The sequence below is a fragment of the Streptomyces sp. NPDC001700 genome, assembly GCF_053596435.1.
Window position 1 is genome coordinate 234,810 of sequence record NZ_JBSFGE010000012.1, and the last position, 18,477, is coordinate 253,286.

The window sequence follows — 18,477 nt, forward strand, 5'->3', positions numbered from 1 at the left end:
CGGTGAGGCGCCCGGGTGCGGGCGCCTCACCGGAGGTGTGCGGGGTGCGGATCAGCGCAGGGGCAGAGGGGACTCGATGTGCGGGGTGCGGACGCCGCGCAGGCGCTCGGGGGCGACCTGGGGCGCGGCGGCCTCGGTCTTCAGGGAGCCGGTCAGCGGCAGACGGGCCGCCGTGCGGTTCAGGTCGAGGGTCAACCGGGGTGTGGTGGTGGGCGGTTCGAGGAGTCCGGCGTCCGTACCGGCGATGATCAGGCCCAGCCGGTGGCCCGCCGGGACCACATGGTCGGTGGCGGCCAGGTCGAGGGTGATGGTGTACGGCTTGCCGGGGGTCAGCGGGCGGCCCTTGCCGGGGTCGGCGTAGTGGCCGAGGTCGGCCCAGCCACGGCTGAAGACGGTGTAGTCGACCGCCTTCGTATCGGCCTCGGTCGCCTTGAAGCAGGCGCTGTCGCCCCCTGTGCTGCTCCCCCAGCAGGTGCGGCCGTCGAGGGTGACGATGCCCTCGCCTGCCCCTCCGTAGTCGCGGATGGTGTCGGGGCCGAGGTCGACCAGGACCGCGGAGAGGTGGGCGCTGGTGGTGGAGGGGGTGGCGGTGACCGTGACGGTGCCGGAGCCGGACAGCCGCAGGTCCTTGGTCAGCGGCGGCGTGCTGAAGCCCGCCTTGGCGGCGGTCGGCCGGTCGATGTCGGCGGCCCAGTCGGTCTCGCTCAGCCGGGGGTCGTCGGTGAAGGACGCGGTGGCGCCGGGCCTGGCCCGCTCGGTGCCGAGGACGCCCACCCCGGGCGTCTCGCCGGTGCCGGGCCGCAGGGTGGTCTGCCGGGTGCCGGACGGGGGCCAGACGCGGTCGGTGGACCACTGGTCGGGGGCGCGTTCGACGTCGGCCATGGGCTCGCGCTCGATGCCGTTGTCGAGGCCGAGGAGATAGTGGTCGAACCAGCGGTGCAGCGTCTTGACCCACGCCCCGCGCCGGAAGTCGAACGGGTCGACGTGTCCGGCCTGCGACAGCCAGATCTTGCGCTCCACGCCCGCGTCGGCGAGCGCGTCCCACCACTGTCCGAGGTGCTTGGTGCGGACGTTGAGGTCCTGCGTGCCGTGGACGGCGAAGACGCTGGCGCGCACCTTGCGGGCGTCGGGCACGTAGTCGCGGGCGCTCCACAGACCGGTCCAGTCGCCGCTGCGCGGGGCGCCGTCGACGAGACGCTTCTGTACGGCGTCGCAGCGCTGGTGCGCGGCGTCGCTCTCCACGGCGCCGGCCAGCCCGTCGGGGCCGGAGCCGAAGAGGGCGGCGCCCTTCGCGAAGTAGTAGTCGTACCAGGAGGAGATGGCGCCGATGGGCACGATGGTCTTGAGGCCCTTGACCCCGGTGGCGGCGACGCCGTTGGCGATGGTGCCGTCGTAGCTCTTGCCGATCATGCCGGTGCGGCCGTTGCTCCACGACGCCTTGACCGGCGTGCCGCCCGCCGCCGCGCTGTAGCCGGTGGCGCGGCCGTTCAGCCAGTCCACGACGGCCTTGGCGGACTGGATGTCGGAGCGGCCGCCGACGTCGACACAGCCGTCGGAGCGGTTGGTTCCGGCGAGGTCCACGAGGACGGTGGCATAGCCGCGCGGGACGAAGTAGTTGTCGTAGAAGAGCGGGAACTGCACCGGTTTGCCGGTGGCGTCATACGTCTTGAGCTGGCTCTCGTTGCCGCGTCCGCAGCAGGAGTAATACGGACTGGCGTCCATGATCACGGGAATCTTCCGGCCCTGCCGGGCGGCCTCGCGCGGCCGGACGATGTCGACGGCGACCCGGTCGGTCCTGCCGTCCGCGTCACCGTCGAGTTTCGTGTCCACCCATACGGACTCGCGTATGGCGTCGTCGTATGAGTAGACCGGTCTGCTCTCCGGGACCGTGGCCGCGTGGGCCGGTGGGGTGCCGAGGGGAGACAGCGGGAGGAGGGTGGCGGCCACCAGTGCGGTGAGCGCCGGAACGAGGTGCCTGGCCCAGTGGATGCGGGGTTTCCGCCTACGTAGCAGCACGGGCCGGACGTTAGCGCGAGTGAACTCCTGTACAGAAGAGGGCGAACGGCGCGGCGCGGCATGGGGCCCGTGTGGCGGCTGGATGTCGATTGCATGTCAGATAACGGATGGACGGGAAGTGCGCACGGGGAGTACATAGAGTCGCGAATGATCGTTCTCGCCTACGAGTTGGAGGACTCGTGCGTCACCACAGACTCATCGTCCCGAGCGCTGCCGCGGCCTGCCTCCTGCTGGCGATCCCGGCCTCGGCGGCCACTCCTTCGCCCGGCGCGCCCGGCATCGGGGACTCCTACTACCCGTCGTACGGCAACGGTGGCTACGACGTCTCCCACTACGACCTGCGGCTGAAGTACCAGCCGAAGTCGGACGGGCTGGAGGGCACGGCGACGATCGTCGCCACCGCCAAGCAGGACCTGTCCCGCTTCAACCTCGACTTCGCGCTCGATGTGCGCGAGGTGCTGGTGGGCGGGAAGAAGGCGGCGTTCACGAAGACCGGAGACCACGAGCTGGAGGTCACCCCCTCCTCGGCCATCGACTCCGGCCGCTCCTTCACCGTCGTGGTGCGCTACAGCGGTACGCCGTCGAAGGTGGAGGCGGGCGGGTTCACCGGCTGGCAGCGGTCGCCGGACGGCGGGGTGGCGGCCAATGAGCCGGAGTCGGCGTGGTGGTGGTTCCCGAGCAACGACCATCCGCTGGACAAGGCCACGTACGACGTCTCGGTGGCGGTGCCGGACGGTACGCAGGCCATCTCCAACGGCGTGCTGAAGTCGAGCAGTTCGCAGCTGGGCTGGACGCGCTACAACTGGCGCTCCAGCAAGCCGCAGGCCACCTATCTGGCCACGCTCGCGGTCGGCAAGTTCGACATCACGACGGACACCACCGCGAACGGGCTGCCGGTCCTCAACGCGTACAGCAAGGACCTCGGCGAGAACGCGGGCGCGGCGCGGGCCAGCATCGAGCGGTCGGCCGAGGTCGTCGACTGGGCGTCCACGGTCTTCGGCCCGTACCCCTTCGAGGCGGTGGGCGGCTATGTGCCGAACGTGTCCGCCGGGTTCGCCCTGGAGACCCAGACCCGGCCCTTCTACGGCCCGAAGAAGTTCGCCAAGGGCTCGAACGTGTCGGTGGTCGTGCACGAGCTGGCGCACCAGTGGTTCGGCGACAGCGTCTCGGTGAAGGACTGGCGCGACATCTGGATCAACGAGGGCTTCGCGAGCTACGCGCAGTGGCTGTGGTCGGAGAAGGAGGGCGAGGGCACGGCGCAGGAGCTGGCGGACTACACGTACGACTCCTACCCGGCCGACGACCCGTTCTGGAAGGTCGAGCCGGGCGACCCGGGCGCGGCCAACCAGTTCCACGAGGCGGTGTACGACCGGGGCGCGCTGGCGCTGCAGGCGCTGCGGAACCGTATCGGCGACAAGGCCTTCTTCAAGATCCTGAAGGGGTGGACGACGGAGCACCGGTACGGCAACGCCTCGGTGAAGGACTTCGTGAACTACGCCGAGAAGGTGTCCGGGAAGCCCCTGTCCGCGCTCTTCGACACCTGGCTGTTCACCCCGTCGAAGCCGGGGGCGCCCCAGGCGCGGGCGGCGGAGCTGAGCCCGGCGAAGGCGCCGGTGCGGCCGAAGTCCTGGGAGAAGATCCAGGCGGCGCACAGCGAGCGGTGATCTGACGTCAGCCGCCCGTTCCCGGCCCCTGTGTGAGGGGGCCGGGAACGGGCGGCGTTTTTATGGGGTGCTGCTTTATCGGCTGACCGGGCGCAGGGTGACGGTGTAGTCGTACGCCTTGTCGGCCTTGACCCGGTACTGGTCGCGCACGGGGTTCGGGGTGTCGCCCACGCCGGTGACGTCGTGGTCGGCGTGGAGGGTGTTCCAGCCCGCGTTGCGCTTGAGGAGATGCGGGTACGCGGCGCGGTCGAGGTCGTCGTACGCGGTGGCGCCCGCTTGGAGGTCACCGGAGACCAGCAGCCCGGGGCCGCCCCTCCCGTCGGTGAGGGACGCCCAGCGCACATCGTCGTGGTTGCCGTGGTCCTGCGGCTTCAGATACTCCTCGTACTGGTCCTCGACCGGGGACGACCACACGCCCATGGGCGCGCCGTCCTTGCGGTCGTTGTAGTTCTCGACCGGGCCGCGGCCGTACCACCGGAACGTGTCGTACCGTTCCGGCACCTTGAGCTTCATGCCCACGCGCGGCAGGTACGACAGCTTGCGGAACTCGCCGCGCGCCTCCACCTTGTGCTGGACGCGCATCTTCCCCGAGCCGTCGACGCGGTAGGTCATGGTCTGGTCGAAGGACGCGTTGGTCGCCTCGGGCGGCGCGACCGTGGTCGTGAAGGCGACGCTGACGGTGCCGTCGTCGCCCGGGGTCACGTCCGTGCCCTTGACGGTGGCGCGCAGCCGGTCGAGGCCGAGGGAGCGCCACTGCTTGCCCTCCGCCGTGCCCCAGTCGGAGCGCTCGTTGCTGATGGGGGCGCGCCAGGCGTCGAGTTCGGGGCCGGAGGTGAGCAGCTCGCGGCCGCCCGCGCGCATCGAGGTGAGCGTGCCCTTCTTCTTGTCGAAGGTGTAGCGGAAGTCGGGTCCGGTGACCTCGACCGTGTCGTCGTTGTCGGCGACCGTGGCCTTGCCGTCGCCCGTACGCGCCTGCTCCGGCTCGGGGACCTTGTCGCCGCCGACCGCGAACTGGCCGAAGGAGACGACGTGTCCGGCCTTCGCCCAGTCGGTGTCGTGGGCGGTCACCGCCTGGACGGTGAGGTAGCGCTCGTAGCCGCCGGGGTTCGCGGGCGGGGCGGGCAGCTGGACCTCGTCGCTCGCCTCGGGCCCGACGTCCAGCGCGCGGGTGCCGCTGGCGACGGTCTTCGCGCCCTCGGTCACCTTCCAGCGCAGTTTCAGGTCGGAGGTGCCGGTGAAGACGCGCTCGTTGGTGACCTTGACCTTGCCGGTGCGGGCGTCGGCGTCGGTGATACGGATCGGCGCCTGCACCCAGGCGAGCTGGGCGGTCTCCGGCTCCGGCTTGCGGTCGGCGGTGATCAGGCCGTCGACGCCGGATTCGTAGAGGCCGTACGACAGATAGCTGCCCTTGCGCTGGAAGGTGTCGAAGTCCAAAGCGATCAGGGCGTCCCGCTTCGGGTCCTCACCGGCGGCGAGCCGGTCCGCGCCGAGTGCGGTGTCGTAGACGCGGACCTGGTCGATGGTGCCCTTGGCAGTGCGTCCCGGGTAGCCGTCCTCCATGGTGTCGGCGTTGCGGCCGACGCCGAGGTCGTAGCCGGTGTAGTCGATGCGGCCGCTCCAGGCGGTCTCGGCGAGCTGCTTGCCGTCGACGTGGAGGCGTAGCGCGCTTCCGTCGTAGGTGCCGGTGACGCGGTGCCAGGCGCCGGTCCAGCCCTCGGGGACGTCCGCGGTCACCGTGCGGGGCTTGCCCTCGCTGGTGATCGTGAACTCCAGGGTGTCCGCGTCCTTCATGCGCAGCACGTACTGGTCGCCCTTGCTGACCATGGTGAAGTCGCCGGTGAACGGCTCGGCGGGCTTGACCTGGGCGTCGAGGGTGACCGCCTTGCCGGTCAGGTCGAACTTCGGGTCGCGGTAGGTCTCCACGAAGTCGTCCAGGCCGGACAGATACAGCGCCTTATCGTGCTTGCCATTGTTCCCGTCCACGATCTTCGGCTTACCGGACAGGCTCGCCGCGACGCGGTTGCCGGAGGAGTCGGGGGTGGTGATCAGGGGGCGCTCGATGTTCTGCTCGGCCCAGTCCCAGATGAAGCCGCCCTGGGCCCTGGGGTATTTCCGCATGACCTCCCAGAACTCCCGGAAGTTGCCAAGGCTGTTACCCATCGCGTGGGCGTATTCGCCCATCACGATCGGCTTGGTGAAGGACTTTGCCTTGGATTCGAGGGAGGCGGGGGTGGGGTAGCGCGGGCCCGCGATATCGGCGAACGGAGCATCGCCGTCAGGGCGGTTGGGCTGGTGGTACAGCGGCCGGGTCGGGTCGGTCTTCTTCGTCCACTCGGCCATCGTGTAATGCGCCTTGCCGAGCCCGGCCTCGTTGCCGGTGTCCCACATGATGACGCTGGGGTGGTTCTTGTCGCGCTCGACCATGCCCTGGTGGCGCTCCAGGAACGCCTTCTGCCACTCGGGCTTCTCGGCGAGGCAGTCGTCCGGGCAGTTCTCGAAGCTGTGGGTCTCCACCTCCATCTCGTCGTCGATGAGGATGCCCTCACGGTCGGCGAGTTCGTAGAGGTAGGGGTCGGAGGGGTAGTGGGAGGTGCGGATCGCGTTGACGTTCAGCCGCTTCATCAGCCGGACGTCCTGCTCCATGCGCTCCCGGGTGGCGTACCGGCCGGTGGTGGGGTCGGTCTCGGCGCGGTTGACGCCGCGTATGAGGATGCGCTTGCCGTTGAGCTTGAGCTGCTGGTCCTTGACCTCGACCTCGCGGAAGCCGACGCTCTGGCGGGCGGTCTGGGTGACCTTGCCGTCGGCGTCGCGCAGCTTCAGTTCGAGCCGGTAGAGGTTCGGTGTCTCGTCGGACCACTTGGCGGGGTTCTTCACCTGTGCCGTCAGCTCGGCCTTGCCGTCGGCCTCCTCGGCGGACAGCCGCCGCACTTCGCGGCCGCGCGGGTCGTACAGCACGCCCGTGACCCGCTGCTTCCCCTTCTCACCGCCCTCGGCGCGCGCGATGTCGACCTCGGCGCGGAGCGTGGCGTCCCGGTAGTCGGAGTCGAGGTCGGTGGTGACGTACGCGTCCTCCATCCGGGTCTTCGGGGTGGAGTACAGCGATACGGAGCGGAAGATGCCCGCGAAACGCCACTGGTCGTAGTCCTCCAGGTACGAACCCGCGCTCCAGCGGTGCACCTGGACGGCGACGCGGTTGTGGCCGGGCCGCAGATAGTCGGTCACGTCGAACTCGGCGGGGACGTAGCCGCCCTGGTCGTAGCCGACGTAGCGGCCGTTGACCCAGACGAACGCGCCGGAGGTCATCCCGTCGAAGCGGAGCACCTGCCGCCGCCCGTCCCAGTCCCTCGGCACCTGGACGTCCTTGAGGTACGCCCCGGTGGGGTTGACGTCGCGCGGGATCTTCGGGGGCTTCTCGGGGACGATCTCGCCGTCGATGTTGCGGAAGATCGGGTGGTCGAGGTCGTCGGTCTGCCAGGTGTGCGGGACCTTGACGCGCTGGAATCCCTGGGAAGAGGACGCGTCGTAGCCCTCCTTCCAGAAGCCCTGGGGCGCGTCCTCGGGCTTGTCGGCGAGGGCGAACCGCCAGCTGCCGTCGAGGCTGCGCTGCCACTTCTGCGCGTCCGGCCCGGTGGGCTTCAGCCGGGTGTGCGGGGGCTCCTGGCCCTCCCCGGTCTTCTCCGGATCTTCCAGGTAACTGTGCACATCGGCGGGGAACTTGCCCGCGTCCGGCGCTCTTCCGGCGGCGGTGTCCGCCGTGGTGAGGGCGGCGCCGAGCGCGGTGGCCATGGCGGCCGCCACCGCGATCAGTCGTGTGCCGTACCTGCCGCGTACCGTGCCCAATCCGACCTCACCTCACATATTCGCAAGAAAACCAACACAGCTGAACAGCGATGCACGCTATTGGCCGGGTAAAGAGAGCGTCAACGGTGCGGACCGATCTCTGTGCGATCAGATAAGGCCGGAAGGTTTCACAGCGATGATGAGACAGCAATACTGATACGCCCGAGCGGGCAGCACACCGGAGAGCGAGGCGCGCCCATGAGCACCCCCGAGAGCGGGGAACCGACCCTGACCGTCGACGAGCTGGCGGCCCGGGCCGGGGTGACCGTCCGCACGATCCGTTTCTACGGCACCCGGGGCCTGCTGCCGCCGCCCGCCATCGGCCCGCGCCGGGTGGGGCACTACGGGCCCGATCATCTGTCGCGGCTCGCGCTGATCGAGGAGTTGCAGCACCACGGCATGACCCTCTCCGCCATCGAGCGCTATCTGCGGCAGCTCCCGGCGGACCTGAGCGCGGACGACCTCGCCATCCACCGCGCCCTCGTCGCCTCCTGGGCGCCCGAGGCACCCGAGGAGGCGACCCGCGAGCAACTGGCCCGGCGCGCCGGGCGCGAGCTGTCCGACGAGGACGTCGACCGGCTGGCCGCCCTCCACGCGCTGGAGCGCACCGACCGGCCGGACGTCTTCCGCGTCGACCCCGGGGTGCTGCACCTGGGCCTGCGGCTGCTGGACGTCCCGATCGACCTGGAGACGATATTGGCGGCCCATACGGTCGTCCAGGAGCACAGCCGCTCCGTGGCCCGCGAGCTGGGGCGGCTCTTCCGCGACGAGGTGTGGGGCCCGGAGCGGGAGCCGGAGTCCGGCGGCGGGGCGGAGCGGATGGCGGCGAAGAAGTCGCTGTCGGCGGACATGCAACCGCTGGTGGTGCAGGCGCTGGTGATCGCGTTTCAGCGGTCGATGAAGCAGGAGCTGCGGGCCTGGTACGGGACCGCGGACTGAACCGCTAGTCCTGTACGAGGGCGGCGGCCAGCTCGGCGGGGCGGGTGGCGAACGGCGAGTGGCTGCCCGGCAGCGTCCGTACGGTGAACGGCTGGTCCGGCATCGCCGCGTCGGTCTCCGCGATCATCAGGTCCTGCAGGGCGGGCGTCAGGGCCCAGTCCTCGGCACACCGGATGAAGGTGCGCGGGATGCGGCCCCACCGCTCGCGGGTGAGGGTGACCGGGGTGGTCGGTATCGCGAACGGCATATCGGGGCTGAGGGCGTGGCGCCAGCGGGCGAAGGCGTCTGCGGGGACGTCGTGGTAGTAGGCCAGCCGCAGCGCCTCCGCGTACTCCGGGTCGTCGGACAGCGGATTGACGCGGAACGCGCCGATGGCCTCCGGGTCGCCCACCATCAGCCCCTGTCCACGGGTGGTCGCGGTCTGCTCCGGGGCCGCCATGTAGTCGGCGAAGCGGGGGCGTGCGGCCGGTACGACGGACGTGAGGTAGACCAGCTCGTCGACCAGTTCGGGGGCCTGCTCGGCGGCCAGGGAGGCGGAGACGCCACCGGCGCTGTGCGAGACGAGGACCACCCTGCGGTGGCCGCGCACCGCGCGCAGCGCCGAGACGACGGACCCGGCGCACTCCTCCAGGGTCAGCCCGGCCAGGGCGGACTTCTCGGTCGCGAAGCCGGGCTGGCCCGGGGCGTGGTAGCCCGAGGGCACCGGGGCGTCGAAGCCGTGCCCCGGCAGGTCGACGGCGAGGCTCACCGCGCCGAGCCCGGCCAGGGCGCGCTGGGTTGGGGCCCACTGCCAGGAGGAGTGCCAGGCGCCGTGGACGAGGACGAAGAGGGTGTTGCTTGTATTGCTCACGTTGCTTGTGTTGCTCACGTTGCTCATGAGGACAGTCCACCCGCTCAGGGGCCTGTCATCCAGCGGCATATCTCGCCAACGAGGCGCCGATATCCGCCAGATATCGACGCCCCTGTCGGTCAACGCTAGTCCGTGAAGCGTTCGCCGCGCTCCGCCTTCTCCAGCAGCAGCGGCGAGGGCGCGAACCGCTCCCCGTACGCCGCCTGGAGTTCCCGGGCGCGGGCCACGAAGCCCGGCACGCCGCCCTCGTAGCCGTTGATGTACTGGAGCACCCCGCCCGTCCAGCCGGGGAAGCCGATGCCCAGGATCGAGCCGATGTTGGCATCCGCTACGGACGTCAGCACGCCCTCCTCCAGCAGCCGCACCGTGTCGAGGGCCTCGCGGAAGAGCATGCGCTCCTTCATGTCCTCGAAGGGGATGCCCTTGTCAGGGGTGGTGCCGAAGTGTTCGCGCAGCCCCGGCCACAGCCCCAGGCGCTTGCCGGTGGCCGCGTCGTACTCGTAGAACCCCGCTCCCCCGCTGCGGCCCGGGCGGCCGAACTCCTCCACCATGCGGTCGATGACCGCGTCCGCCGGGTGCGGCTGCCACGCGCCGCCCGCCTCCAGCGTCGCGCGCCGGGTCTCCTCGCGGATCCTGCGCGGGAGGGTCAGGGTGAGTTCGTCCATCAGGGAGAGCACCTTGGCGGGGTAGCCCGCCTGGGCGGCGGCCTGTTCGACCGAGGCGGGGTCGATGCCCTCGCCGACCATCGCCACGCCCTCGTTGATGAAGTGGCCGATGACGCGGGAGGTGAAGAAGCCGCGTGAGTCGCTGACGACGATCGGGGTCTTGTTGATCTGCCGTACCAGGTCGAAGGCGCGGGCCAGAGCCTCGTCCCCGGTGCGGTCGCCCTTGATGATCTCGACCAGGGGCATCTTGTCGACGGGTGAGAAGAAGTGCAGCCCGATGAAGTCGTCCGCGCGCTGCACGCCCTCCGCGAGCAGGGTGATCGGCAGGGTGGAGGTGTTGGAGCACAGGAGGGCGTCCGGCGCGACGATGGGCTCGATCTCCTGGAAGACCTTGTGCTTGAGCGCCGGGTCCTCGAAGACCGCCTCGATGACGGCGTCACAGCCCGCGAGGTCGCGGGGGTCGGCGGTCGGGGTGATACGGGCCAGCAGCTCGTCGCGCCGGGCCTCGCTCGTACGGCCCTTGGCGACCGCCTTGGCCAGCAGCCCTTCCGCGTACGCCTTGCCCTTGGCCGCCGCCTCGGCGGACACGTCCTTCAGCACGACCTCGATCCCGGCCTTGGCGCAGGCGTAGGCGATGCCCGCGCCCATCATCCCGGCGCCGAGCACGGCGACCTTGCGGACCGTGCGGGGCTCGATGTTTTTTGGGCGGTTGGCACCGGAGTTGACCGCCTGGAGATCGAAGAAGAACGCCTGGATCATGTTCTTGGCGGTCTGGCCGGTGACCAGCTCGGTGAAGTACCGGGCCTCGATGGTCTGCGCCGTCTCGAAGTCGACCTGTGAGCCCTCGACGGCGGCGGCGAGGATGTTGCGCGGGGCCGGGTAGGGGGCGCCGTTCAGCTGCTTGCGCAGATTGGCCGGGAAGGCGGGGAGGTTGACGGCGAACTTCGGGTCCGCCGGGGTGCCGCCGGGGATGCGGTAGCCCTTCTCGTCCCAGGGCTGCCGGGACTCGGGGTGCGCGTCGATGAAGGCGCGCGCCCGCGCCAGCATCTCGTCCGCCGTGTCCACGACCTCGTGCACAAGACCTGCCTCCAGCGCCCGGCGCGGGGCGTACCGGGTGCCCTGGAGCAGCACCTTGAGCAGCGCGTCGGCGACGCCCAGCAGCCGCACCGACCGCACGACGCCACCGCTGCCGGGCAGCAGCCCGAGGGTCACCTCGGGGAACCCGATCCGCGACGCGGGGGTGTCGAGCGCGACCCGGTGATGGCAGGCGAGCGCGATCTCGAACCCGCCACCGAGCGCCGCCCCGTTGATCGCGGCGACGACGGGCTTGCCGAGGGTCTCGATCCGGCGCAGCCCGCGCTTGATGCGCAGGTTCGTCTCGAAGACCTGCTGCGCCTGGTCGGCCCCCAGCCTGATCATGTCCTTGAGGTCCCCGCCCGCGAAGAACGTCTTCTTGGCGGAGGTGACGATGACGCCACGGATCGACTCGCTCTCCGCCTCCAGCCGCTCGGCGACGGCGTCGAGGGAGCCGATGAAGGCGGCGTTCATGGTGTTGGCGGACTGACCGGGGTCGTCCAGGACAAGGGTGACGATGCCGTCGTCGCCCTGCTCCCAGCGGATGGTCGAGGCGCTGGCGGGATTGCTCATCTCACGGTCTCCAGGGGGCGAGGGTGGGCCCAGGGGCGAAGCCCCGGTGGGGTCCGAGGCAAAGCCCCGGGTTCGGGAAGGGGCGGCGTGGGGAGAGGTCCGGCCACGGCTACAGCCGTTCGACCACCGTCGCGATGCCCATGCCGCCGCCCACGCACAGCGTCGCCAGGCCGTAGCGTTCGTCGCGGCGTTCCAGTTCGTCCACCAGGGTGCCCAGGATCATCGCGCCGGTGGCGCCCAGGGGGTGGCCCATGGCGATCGCGCCGCCGTTGACGTTGATCTTGTCCAACCCCAGGCCCATGTCCTCGGCGAAGCGGAGTACGACCGCCGCGAAGGCCTCGTTGATCTCGACCAGGTCGATGTCGTCGATGGTCAGCCCGGCCTTGGCCAGGGCCTTGCGGGTGGCGGGGGCCGGGCCCGTGAGCATGATGGTCGGGTCGGCGCCGGAGACGGCGGCGGAGACGATGCGGGCGCGGGGGTTAAGCCCGTAGCGTTCGCCGGTCTCGCGGTTGCCGATGGCGACGAGGGCCGCGCCGTCCACGATGCCGGAGGAGTTGCCCGCGTGGTGGACGTGGTCGATGGCCTCCACCCAGTGGTACTTCTGCAGCGCCACCGCGTCGAAGCCGCCCGCCTCGCCGATCGTCGCGAACGACGGCTTGAGCCCGGCCAGGGTCTCGGGGGTGGTGCCGGGGCGGATGTGTTCGTCGTGGTCGAGGACGGTCAGCCCGGCGCGGTCGCGGACCGGGACGACGGAGCGGTCGAAGCGGCCGTCCTTCCATGCCTGGGCCGCCCGTTCCTGGGACAGCGCGGCGAAGGTGTCCACGTCGTGGCGGGTGAAGCCGCCGAGGGTGGCGATGAGGTCGGCGCCGATGCCCTGGGGGACGAAGCCCGTCTCGTAGTTGGTCATCGGGTCGGCGAACCACGCGCCGCCGTCGGAGCCCATCTTCACGCGCGACATGGACTCGACGCCGCCCGCCAGCACCAGGTCCTCCCAGCCCGAACGGACCTTGGCGGCGGCCAGGTTGACGGCCTCCAGACCCGAGGCGCAGAAGCGGTTCTCCTGGACGCCCGCCACGGTGACCGGGAGCCCGGCCGCGATGGCCGAGACCTTGGCGATGTCGGAACCTTGGTCGCCGAGCGGGCTGACGACGCCGAGCACCACATCGTCGATGGCCGCCGGGTCGAGGTCGGGGAACCGCCGCCGGATCTCGTGGATGAGGCCCACGACGAGGTCGACGGGCTTGGTGCCGTGCAGGGCGCCGTCGGCCTTGCCGCGCCCGCGCGGGGTGCGGATGGCGTCGTACACGTACGCTTCGGTGCTCACGTCTGCTGCCTTTCGGGGGGCTTCAAGGGAGAGGAGGGCGGTTGGCGCGTTACGACGAGGGCCCCTCACCAGGCGGCGTCGGCAGGACGCCGGGGACGCCCCAGTCGCGGGCCACCTCGGCGGCGTCCGCGCCGGGCCGGGCGGGGCCGCCGCGCACCCGGCCGGGGGTGGCGGAGAAGCGCGGGGCGGGCGCGGGCTGGGTGATGCCCGCCTCGTCGACGAAGGTGTCGCGGGCGGCGAGTTGCGGGTGCCGGGGGGCCTCGCTCAGCGACAGTACGGGCGAGACGCACGCGTCCGACCCGGTGAACACCGCCGTCCACTCCTCGCGGGTGCGCTCCTTGAAGCGGGCGGCGATGACGTCGCGCAGCTGGTCCCAGCTGTGGACGTCGCGGCGGTTGGGCACCTCGTCGGCGACCCCGAGCAGGTCGATGAACTCGGCGTAGAACGCGGGCTCCAGCGCGCCGACCGCCATATAGCCGCCGTCGGCGGTCTCGTACGTGCCGTAGAAGGGGCTGCCGCCGTCGAGGAGGTTGCTGCCGCGCCGGTCCTGCCAGCCACCGGCGGCCATCATGCCGTGCAGGACGGCGGTCAGGTGCGCGGTGCCGTCCACGATCGCCGCGTCCACCACCTGGCCGGTGCCGCCGGAGCGGGCGTGCTGGAGGGCGGCGAGGACGCCGATGACGAGGTAGAGCGAGCCGCCCGCGTAGTCCCCGAGCAGATTCACGGGCATGACCGGCGGGCCGTCGGCGGCCCCGATCGCGCCCAGGGCGCCGGTGATGGCGATGTAGCCGATGTCGTGCCCGGCCGTGCCGGAGAGCGGGCCCTCCTGCCCCCAGCCGGTCATCCGGCCGTAGACGAGCGCCGGGTTACGGGCGAGGCAGGTGTCCGGGCCGAGGCCCAGCCGCTCGGCGACGCCGGGGCGGTAGCCCTCGATGAGGATGTCGGCCCGCTCGACGAGGCCGAGCGCCGCGTCCCGGCCGTGCTCGGACTTCAGGTCGAGGAGGACGGAGCGCTTGTTGCGGTTGGCGAGGTCGTACGCCGGGTCGATCTTCAGGCCGCCGGGCCGTCCGGGGCGGTCGACCCGTACGACATCGGCGCCCAGGTCGCCCAGGAGCATGGCCGCGAACGGCCCGGGGCCGATCCCGGCCAGCTCCACCACCCGCACCCCGGCCAGCGGTCCGTGCCCCGCCGCTCCGCCCACCTGTGCTGCCGCCTGCGCTGCCGCCGCCATCCGGGACCGTCCTAGCCTTTGTGACACCACCGCTGTAACACCGCCGATGCTAGGAACGCGCCCCTCATTCCACAAGCCCCCACCCGGGGCGGCGCGTTCAGCGCGGCGTGTCCGCCCCCTCCGAGGAAGACGAAGGCTCCCGCAGCAGCTGGTCGCCGGAGAGCGCCGGGTCCACCAGACGGCCCAGCCGCCGTGGCACATCCGCTCCCACCAGCACGATCACCACCAGCGTCAGACCGGACGTCAGCACCGCCAGGGCCTGCCCGAGCGGCATCCCCTCCGCCAGCCGCGTGCCCAGCACCGGGGCCACCGCGCCACCGAGCGCCCCCGTGTTGTAGACGAAGCCGAGCGACGCGGCGCGGCTGTAGGTGGGGAAGTGTCCGGCGATGTACTTCGGCAGGATGCCGGAGATCCCCTGACTCAGGGCGAGCAGACAGAACAGCAGCACACCCAGCCCCACCAGCGTGTCCCGCACCGCGAACACCGGGAAGACGAAGCACAGCGAGGCGAGCAGGGTGTACGCGTAGGCCCGCCGGGTGCCGATCCAGTCACCGGCGAACCCGGCCAGCCAGCATCCGGCCATCGTGCCGAAGCCCGCGTAGAACATCGCGTCGGTGACCTCGGACGGCGTGTACCCCAGCTCCGTCTTCAGATAGGTGGGCAGCAGCGCCTGGATGGGCCAGCTGTAGAGGAAGGCGCAGAAGACGGTGGCCATCAGCGCCACGTACAGCAGCCAGCCCCGCCGTCCCCCGAGCTGGGCGGCGAAGGCGAGCAGCGCGCCCGCCGCCAGCAGCGACAGCGGCCACCGCCAGCCCGCGCCCAGCGGGGTGAACACGCAGAACAGCGCGGCGCTCGCGGCCACCGCGAGGGCCGCGTTGAGGTATGCGCGGCGGCCGGTGAACAGCGGCCGGAACGGGTTCGGCCGGGCCGCGCCGGACGCGGCCACCTCCTCGCGCCAGTCCCCCGCCTCCGGGAGCGCGCGCCGCACCCACAGCGCGACGAAGACGGGCAGGACGCCGATGTAGAACATCCAGCGCCAGCCCCAGTGCGGTACGACCCACTTGTACAGCTCGGCGGCGAGGATCGTGCCGCCCGCGTAACCGGAGATCAGAAAGCCGGAGGCGCGGTTGCGCAACTGGGCGGGCCAGCTCTCCAGGGCGTACGTCGCGCTCGCGCTGTACTCACCGGCCATGCCCATGCCAATCAGCAGCCGGGCGGTGAACAGGCTGAAGTAGTTCCAGGCGAAGCCGCACGCGAAGGTGCCCAGCGAGTAGAGCAGAATGCTGGCGATCATCGCGGGCTTGCGCCCGTAGCGGTCCCCCATCGCGCCGAGCAGCGCCCCGCCGAGCCAGCGGGTGATGAACGCGCCCGAGACCAGGCTCGCCGCCGACGCCGCGCTCAGGTCGAACTCGTCGGCGATCTCGGTCAGTACGAGGGCGATGAGCACGAAGTCGAAACCGTCGAGCAGGTAGCCGATCCAGGCGGCGAACATCGACTTCCACTGACGCCGGGAGACCTGGCGGTACCAGGGCCCGGCTATCTCGACGCCCGTCACGACAACAGCCCTCCTTCTTCGAGGAGTTGACGCACCGTCTTCACCGCATCGCCTCCGAGCGGCACCTGCGGCGCGGCCGTCGCCGGGCAGGCGATGACGCCCAGCAGATGCAGCGCCGCCTTGAACGCGCCGAGCGCCGAGGAGCTGCCGCCCATCGCGGCCGGATCCCCGGCGTCGGTGAGCGCGAACAGCGCCGCCAGCCGGTCCTGTTCGGCCGCCGCCCGCTCCCAGCGGCCCGCGCGGGCGTGCGCGTAGAGCCGTACGTAACCCGCCGGGTCGACATTGCCCAGCCCGGGGACGACGCCATGGACCCCGGCCAACAGGGCTCCGTCCACGGCGAGTTCGGACCCGGAGAGCACGGAGAAGGACTCCATGAGCCCCCGGCGGCGCGCCTCCACCAGCAGCCGCCGCAGCGCCCCGTCCTCGCCGCTGCTGTCCTTGAGCCCGGCGAGCGTGCCATCGGCGGCCAGCTCCAGCACGACCTGCGGTGGCAGCTTGGAGTGGACGGACGCCGGGATGTCGTACGCGAACAGCGGCAGCCCCGCACCCTCGCGCACCCGCCGGAAGTGGTCGGCGATCTCCACCGGATGCGTACGGGTGTAGAAGGGCGCGGTGGCCACGATCCCGTCCGCGCCCAGCGCGGCGGCGGTCCGGGCATGGTCCACGACCCGCTCGGTCGCCATGTCGATCGCCCCGGCGAGCACCGGCACCCGCCCGCCCGCCACCCCGACCACCGTCTCCAGGACGGTACGGCGCCTCCCGTCCCCCAGATACGCCGCCTCACCGCTCGACCCGAGCGCGAACAGCCCGCTCACCCCCGCGCCGATCAGCCGCTCGGCGAGGGCGGCGAGGGAGACCGCGTCGACCTCGCCGTCGGGTGTGAGGGGAGTGCACAGGGGCGGGACCACACCGGTGAGCGGAGCCGGAAGACTCATCAGGACCCTGCTTTCTCCATGATGCCCAATGGGGCAATACGGACGTCGGACGTCCTACGTTTTGGGCCGAATCTGACTGAGCACCAGCTCGCTGTCAAGTACGCCCGCACGCGGATGATGCCCAGCGCCCCGTCCGCATACCGCCAGCCATCGCACCGTCAGCGGACGACGATGAGACCCATGAGCGACCACGCATACGAGATCCGGGCCATCGCGCCCGAGGTGGCGAAGCAATTGCGGATCATGGACGACGCGGGCAACCCCCCGCGCCTGGTGGTGGACGACGAGGGCGACAACCCACTCCGCTGCTGCCTGGGCCGGAGCCTGCCGGGCGAGACCATCGCCCTCGTCTCCTACGCCCCGCTGCGCCGCTGGGCCGAGGAGACGGACGCCGACCCCGGCCCGTACGACGAGCAGGGCCCGGTCTTCCTCCACGCCGAGGAGTGCGACGGCTGGACGGGCCCGGGCTTCCCGCTCGGCATGTGGGACGACCACCGGGTGCTGCGCGCCTACTCCGCGTCGGGCGACATCCTCCGCGGCCGCCTGCTGACCGGCGGCGGACAGCGCGCGTGCGAGGACACCCTCACCGAGCTGTACACGGACCCCGAGGTGGCCACGGTGCATGTGCGCTGCGTCGAGTTCGGCTGCTTCGTCGCCGAGACACGCCGGGTGGGTTAGGCGCACCGCTCGACCTGTTGCCCTGAGCATCAGGGCGACGGCCACGACTACCCGCATCACCACTGAGGAATCAGCGCGAGAGGCGCAGTGTCCAGCCTGCCGAGTCCTGACTGTCGTCCTGTCGGACGAGACTCGGGGTGTAGCTCTCGGGGGCAGGGCGGCCTGCTGTCTCCCAGTCGCTGAGCCAGCCGTGCAGAACAGTCAATGAGGGCGACTGGGGCCCATCGGCCAGGATGGTGCCGTCCTGCTGGATGACGGCGGCTGTGGTCCGGGTCGAGTGCCCGACCGCCCACAGGTCCGGGCTCAACCCGGCCATCGTCAGATAGGGGTTGTCGATGGCGGCGACGAACGTTCGCCAGGACGGCCAGTCGACTTCAGGGCCCTCGTACGGCTCGGTGTGCGCATCCTTCAGCAGGCGGTCCAGGGTGGTGCGGGCGCCGTCGTTCCGCCAGTCGTCCTTTCCGCGCCACGCGAGGGAGATCCAGGAGGGACCGGGGACGCGGTTCTCCCAGTCGACCCACCTGCCCGGCAGGTCGAGGTTGCCTTTCGGCGAGGTGGTCGCCTCGATGTAGCCGCCCGTGAACACCGCCTCCACCTGGGGCTTCCTGTCGCGGACACGGATCTTGGCGACCACCGTCATGTGGGGCACGGGCGCGATCGGCAGTGGAGCGACGATGAGGCCACCGTCGACCACCTGCTCCACCCACGCCTGGGGCAGCAGCGACGGGGTGCACCAGGCCACCATCCGGTCGTACGGGGCGCGGTCGGGAAAGCCCGCTGTGCCATCCGCGGTGTGGCAGCGGATGTTGTGCAGGCCTCGCTCGTGGTGAATGAGGTTGGCCCAGCGGGTCAGGTAGGTGTCGATGTCGAGGCTGACGACAGCCCCCTGGGAGCCGACGAGCTGTGCGAGCAGGGCGCCGGAGTAGCCGGAGCCGGTGCCGAATTCGGCGACGTTCATGCCCGGGTCGACGTCCAGCGTGCCCAGCTCACGGTGGATGACGGCAGGGTTTGAGCGGTGCGGGGTGGCGCCGCGGCCTTGGTGGTGGGTGTAGTGGCGTTCGGGGACGGTTTCGGCGATTTCGGCGATGGCGGTCACTGTTCACTCCTTCGAGGGGACGGGGCACTCGTTTGCG

Annotated in this window: 12 protein-coding genes; 3 read left to right on the plus strand and 9 right to left on the minus strand. The window is 71.1% G+C overall.

Translation table 11 applies throughout. The annotated features are described in order from the left end of the window. Window positions 1-51 precede the first annotated feature (51 nt). Complete coding sequence (locus tag ACWC5C_RS23610; RefSeq protein ID WP_450878204.1) at window positions 52-2,016, minus strand: Xaa-Pro dipeptidyl-peptidase; 1,965 nt, start codon at window positions 2,014-2,016, stop codon at window positions 52-54. A gap of 179 nt (window positions 2,017-2,195) precedes the next feature. Between ACWC5C_RS23610 and ACWC5C_RS23615 the strand changes: the two genes are divergently transcribed. After that, window positions 2,196-3,680, plus strand: coding sequence for a M1 family metallopeptidase (locus tag ACWC5C_RS23615; RefSeq protein WP_450878205.1), 1,485 nt, complete (start codon window positions 2,196-2,198; stop codon window positions 3,678-3,680). 75 nt (window positions 3,681-3,755) lie between these two features. Here the strand turns inward: ACWC5C_RS23615 and ACWC5C_RS23620 are convergent, their stop codons facing one another. Then, complete coding sequence (locus ACWC5C_RS23620) at window positions 3,756-7,520, minus strand: glycoside hydrolase family 2 TIM barrel-domain containing protein (protein ID WP_450878207.1); 3,765 nt, start codon at window positions 7,518-7,520, stop codon at window positions 3,756-3,758. A 198-nt stretch (window positions 7,521-7,718) separates the two neighbouring features. On the opposite strand from ACWC5C_RS23620, the gene ACWC5C_RS23625 reads away from it, so the two are divergent. Beyond that, on the plus strand, window positions 7,719-8,459 hold the full coding sequence (locus tag ACWC5C_RS23625; protein WP_450878209.1) for a MerR family transcriptional regulator: 741 nt from the start codon (window positions 7,719-7,721) through the stop codon (window positions 8,457-8,459). A 4-nt stretch (window positions 8,460-8,463) separates the two neighbouring features. Here ACWC5C_RS23625 and ACWC5C_RS23630 read toward each other — a convergent pair whose 3' ends face one another. From ACWC5C_RS23630 to ACWC5C_RS23655, 6 genes are all read right to left on the minus strand, one after another. Further along, the gene (locus ACWC5C_RS23630; protein ID WP_450878211.1) at window positions 8,464-9,336 is read right to left on the minus strand and encodes an alpha/beta fold hydrolase; all 873 of its coding nucleotides are present in this window, start codon (window positions 9,334-9,336) and stop codon (window positions 8,464-8,466) included. A 98-nt stretch (window positions 9,337-9,434) separates the two neighbouring features. After that, the gene (locus ACWC5C_RS23635) at window positions 9,435-11,621 is read right to left on the minus strand and encodes a 3-hydroxyacyl-CoA dehydrogenase NAD-binding domain-containing protein (protein WP_450878213.1); all 2,187 of its coding nucleotides are present in this window, start codon (window positions 11,619-11,621) and stop codon (window positions 9,435-9,437) included. 109 nt (window positions 11,622-11,730) lie between these two features. Beyond that, complete coding sequence (locus tag ACWC5C_RS23640) at window positions 11,731-12,945, minus strand: acetyl-CoA C-acetyltransferase (RefSeq protein WP_385442547.1); 1,215 nt, start codon at window positions 12,943-12,945, stop codon at window positions 11,731-11,733. Between the two features lie 49 nt (window positions 12,946-12,994). Then, complete coding sequence (locus ACWC5C_RS23645; RefSeq protein WP_450878215.1) at window positions 12,995-14,176, minus strand: CaiB/BaiF CoA transferase family protein; 1,182 nt, start codon at window positions 14,174-14,176, stop codon at window positions 12,995-12,997. Window positions 14,177-14,273: 97 nt separating this feature from the next. Next, window positions 14,274-15,668, minus strand: coding sequence for a sialate:H+ symport family MFS transporter (locus ACWC5C_RS23650; RefSeq protein ID WP_450878301.1), 1,395 nt, complete (start codon window positions 15,666-15,668; stop codon window positions 14,274-14,276). Window positions 15,669-15,727: 59 nt separating this feature from the next. Beyond that, window positions 15,728-16,666 carry a dihydrodipicolinate synthase family protein gene (locus ACWC5C_RS23655; RefSeq protein ID WP_450878217.1) on the minus strand — a complete coding sequence of 313 codons (939 nt, stop codon included), beginning with the start codon at window positions 16,664-16,666 and terminating at the stop codon, window positions 15,728-15,730. 180 nt (window positions 16,667-16,846) lie between these two features. Between ACWC5C_RS23655 and ACWC5C_RS23660 the strand changes: the two genes are divergently transcribed. After that, window positions 16,847-17,344, plus strand: coding sequence for a DUF1203 domain-containing protein (locus tag ACWC5C_RS23660; RefSeq protein ID WP_450878219.1), 498 nt, complete (start codon window positions 16,847-16,849; stop codon window positions 17,342-17,344). A gap of 70 nt (window positions 17,345-17,414) precedes the next feature. Here ACWC5C_RS23660 and ACWC5C_RS23665 read toward each other — a convergent pair whose 3' ends face one another. Continuing rightward, complete coding sequence (locus ACWC5C_RS23665; protein ID WP_450878221.1) at window positions 17,415-18,440, minus strand: protein-L-isoaspartate O-methyltransferase family protein; 1,026 nt, start codon at window positions 18,438-18,440, stop codon at window positions 17,415-17,417. Window positions 18,441-18,477 lie beyond the last annotated feature (37 nt).

What these genes read in the sequence shown, in the direction of transcription:
- ACWC5C_RS23625 (WP_450878209.1), top strand. Translation starts at nt 7,719, where the DNA reads ATGAGCACCCCCGAGAGCGGGGAACCGACCCTGACCGTCGACGAGCTG.
- ACWC5C_RS23630 (WP_450878211.1), bottom strand. Translation starts at nt 9,336, where the DNA reads ATGAGCAACGTGAGCAACACAAGCAACGTGAGCAATACAAGCAACACC.
- ACWC5C_RS23635 (WP_450878213.1), bottom strand. Translation starts at nt 11,621, where the DNA reads ATGAGCAATCCCGCCAGCGCCTCGACCATCCGCTGGGAGCAGGGCGAC.
- ACWC5C_RS23645 (WP_450878215.1), bottom strand. Translation starts at nt 14,176, where the DNA reads ATGGCGGCGGCAGCGCAGGCGGCAGCACAGGTGGGCGGAGCGGCGGGG.
- ACWC5C_RS23650 (WP_450878301.1), bottom strand. Translation starts at nt 15,668, where the DNA reads ATGTTCGCCGCCTGGATCGGCTACCTGCTCGACGGTTTCGACTTCGTG.
- ACWC5C_RS23655 (WP_450878217.1), bottom strand. Translation starts at nt 16,666, where the DNA reads ATGAGTCTTCCGGCTCCGCTCACCGGTGTGGTCCCGCCCCTGTGCACT.
- ACWC5C_RS23660 (WP_450878219.1), top strand. Translation starts at nt 16,847, where the DNA reads ATGAGCGACCACGCATACGAGATCCGGGCCATCGCGCCCGAGGTGGCG.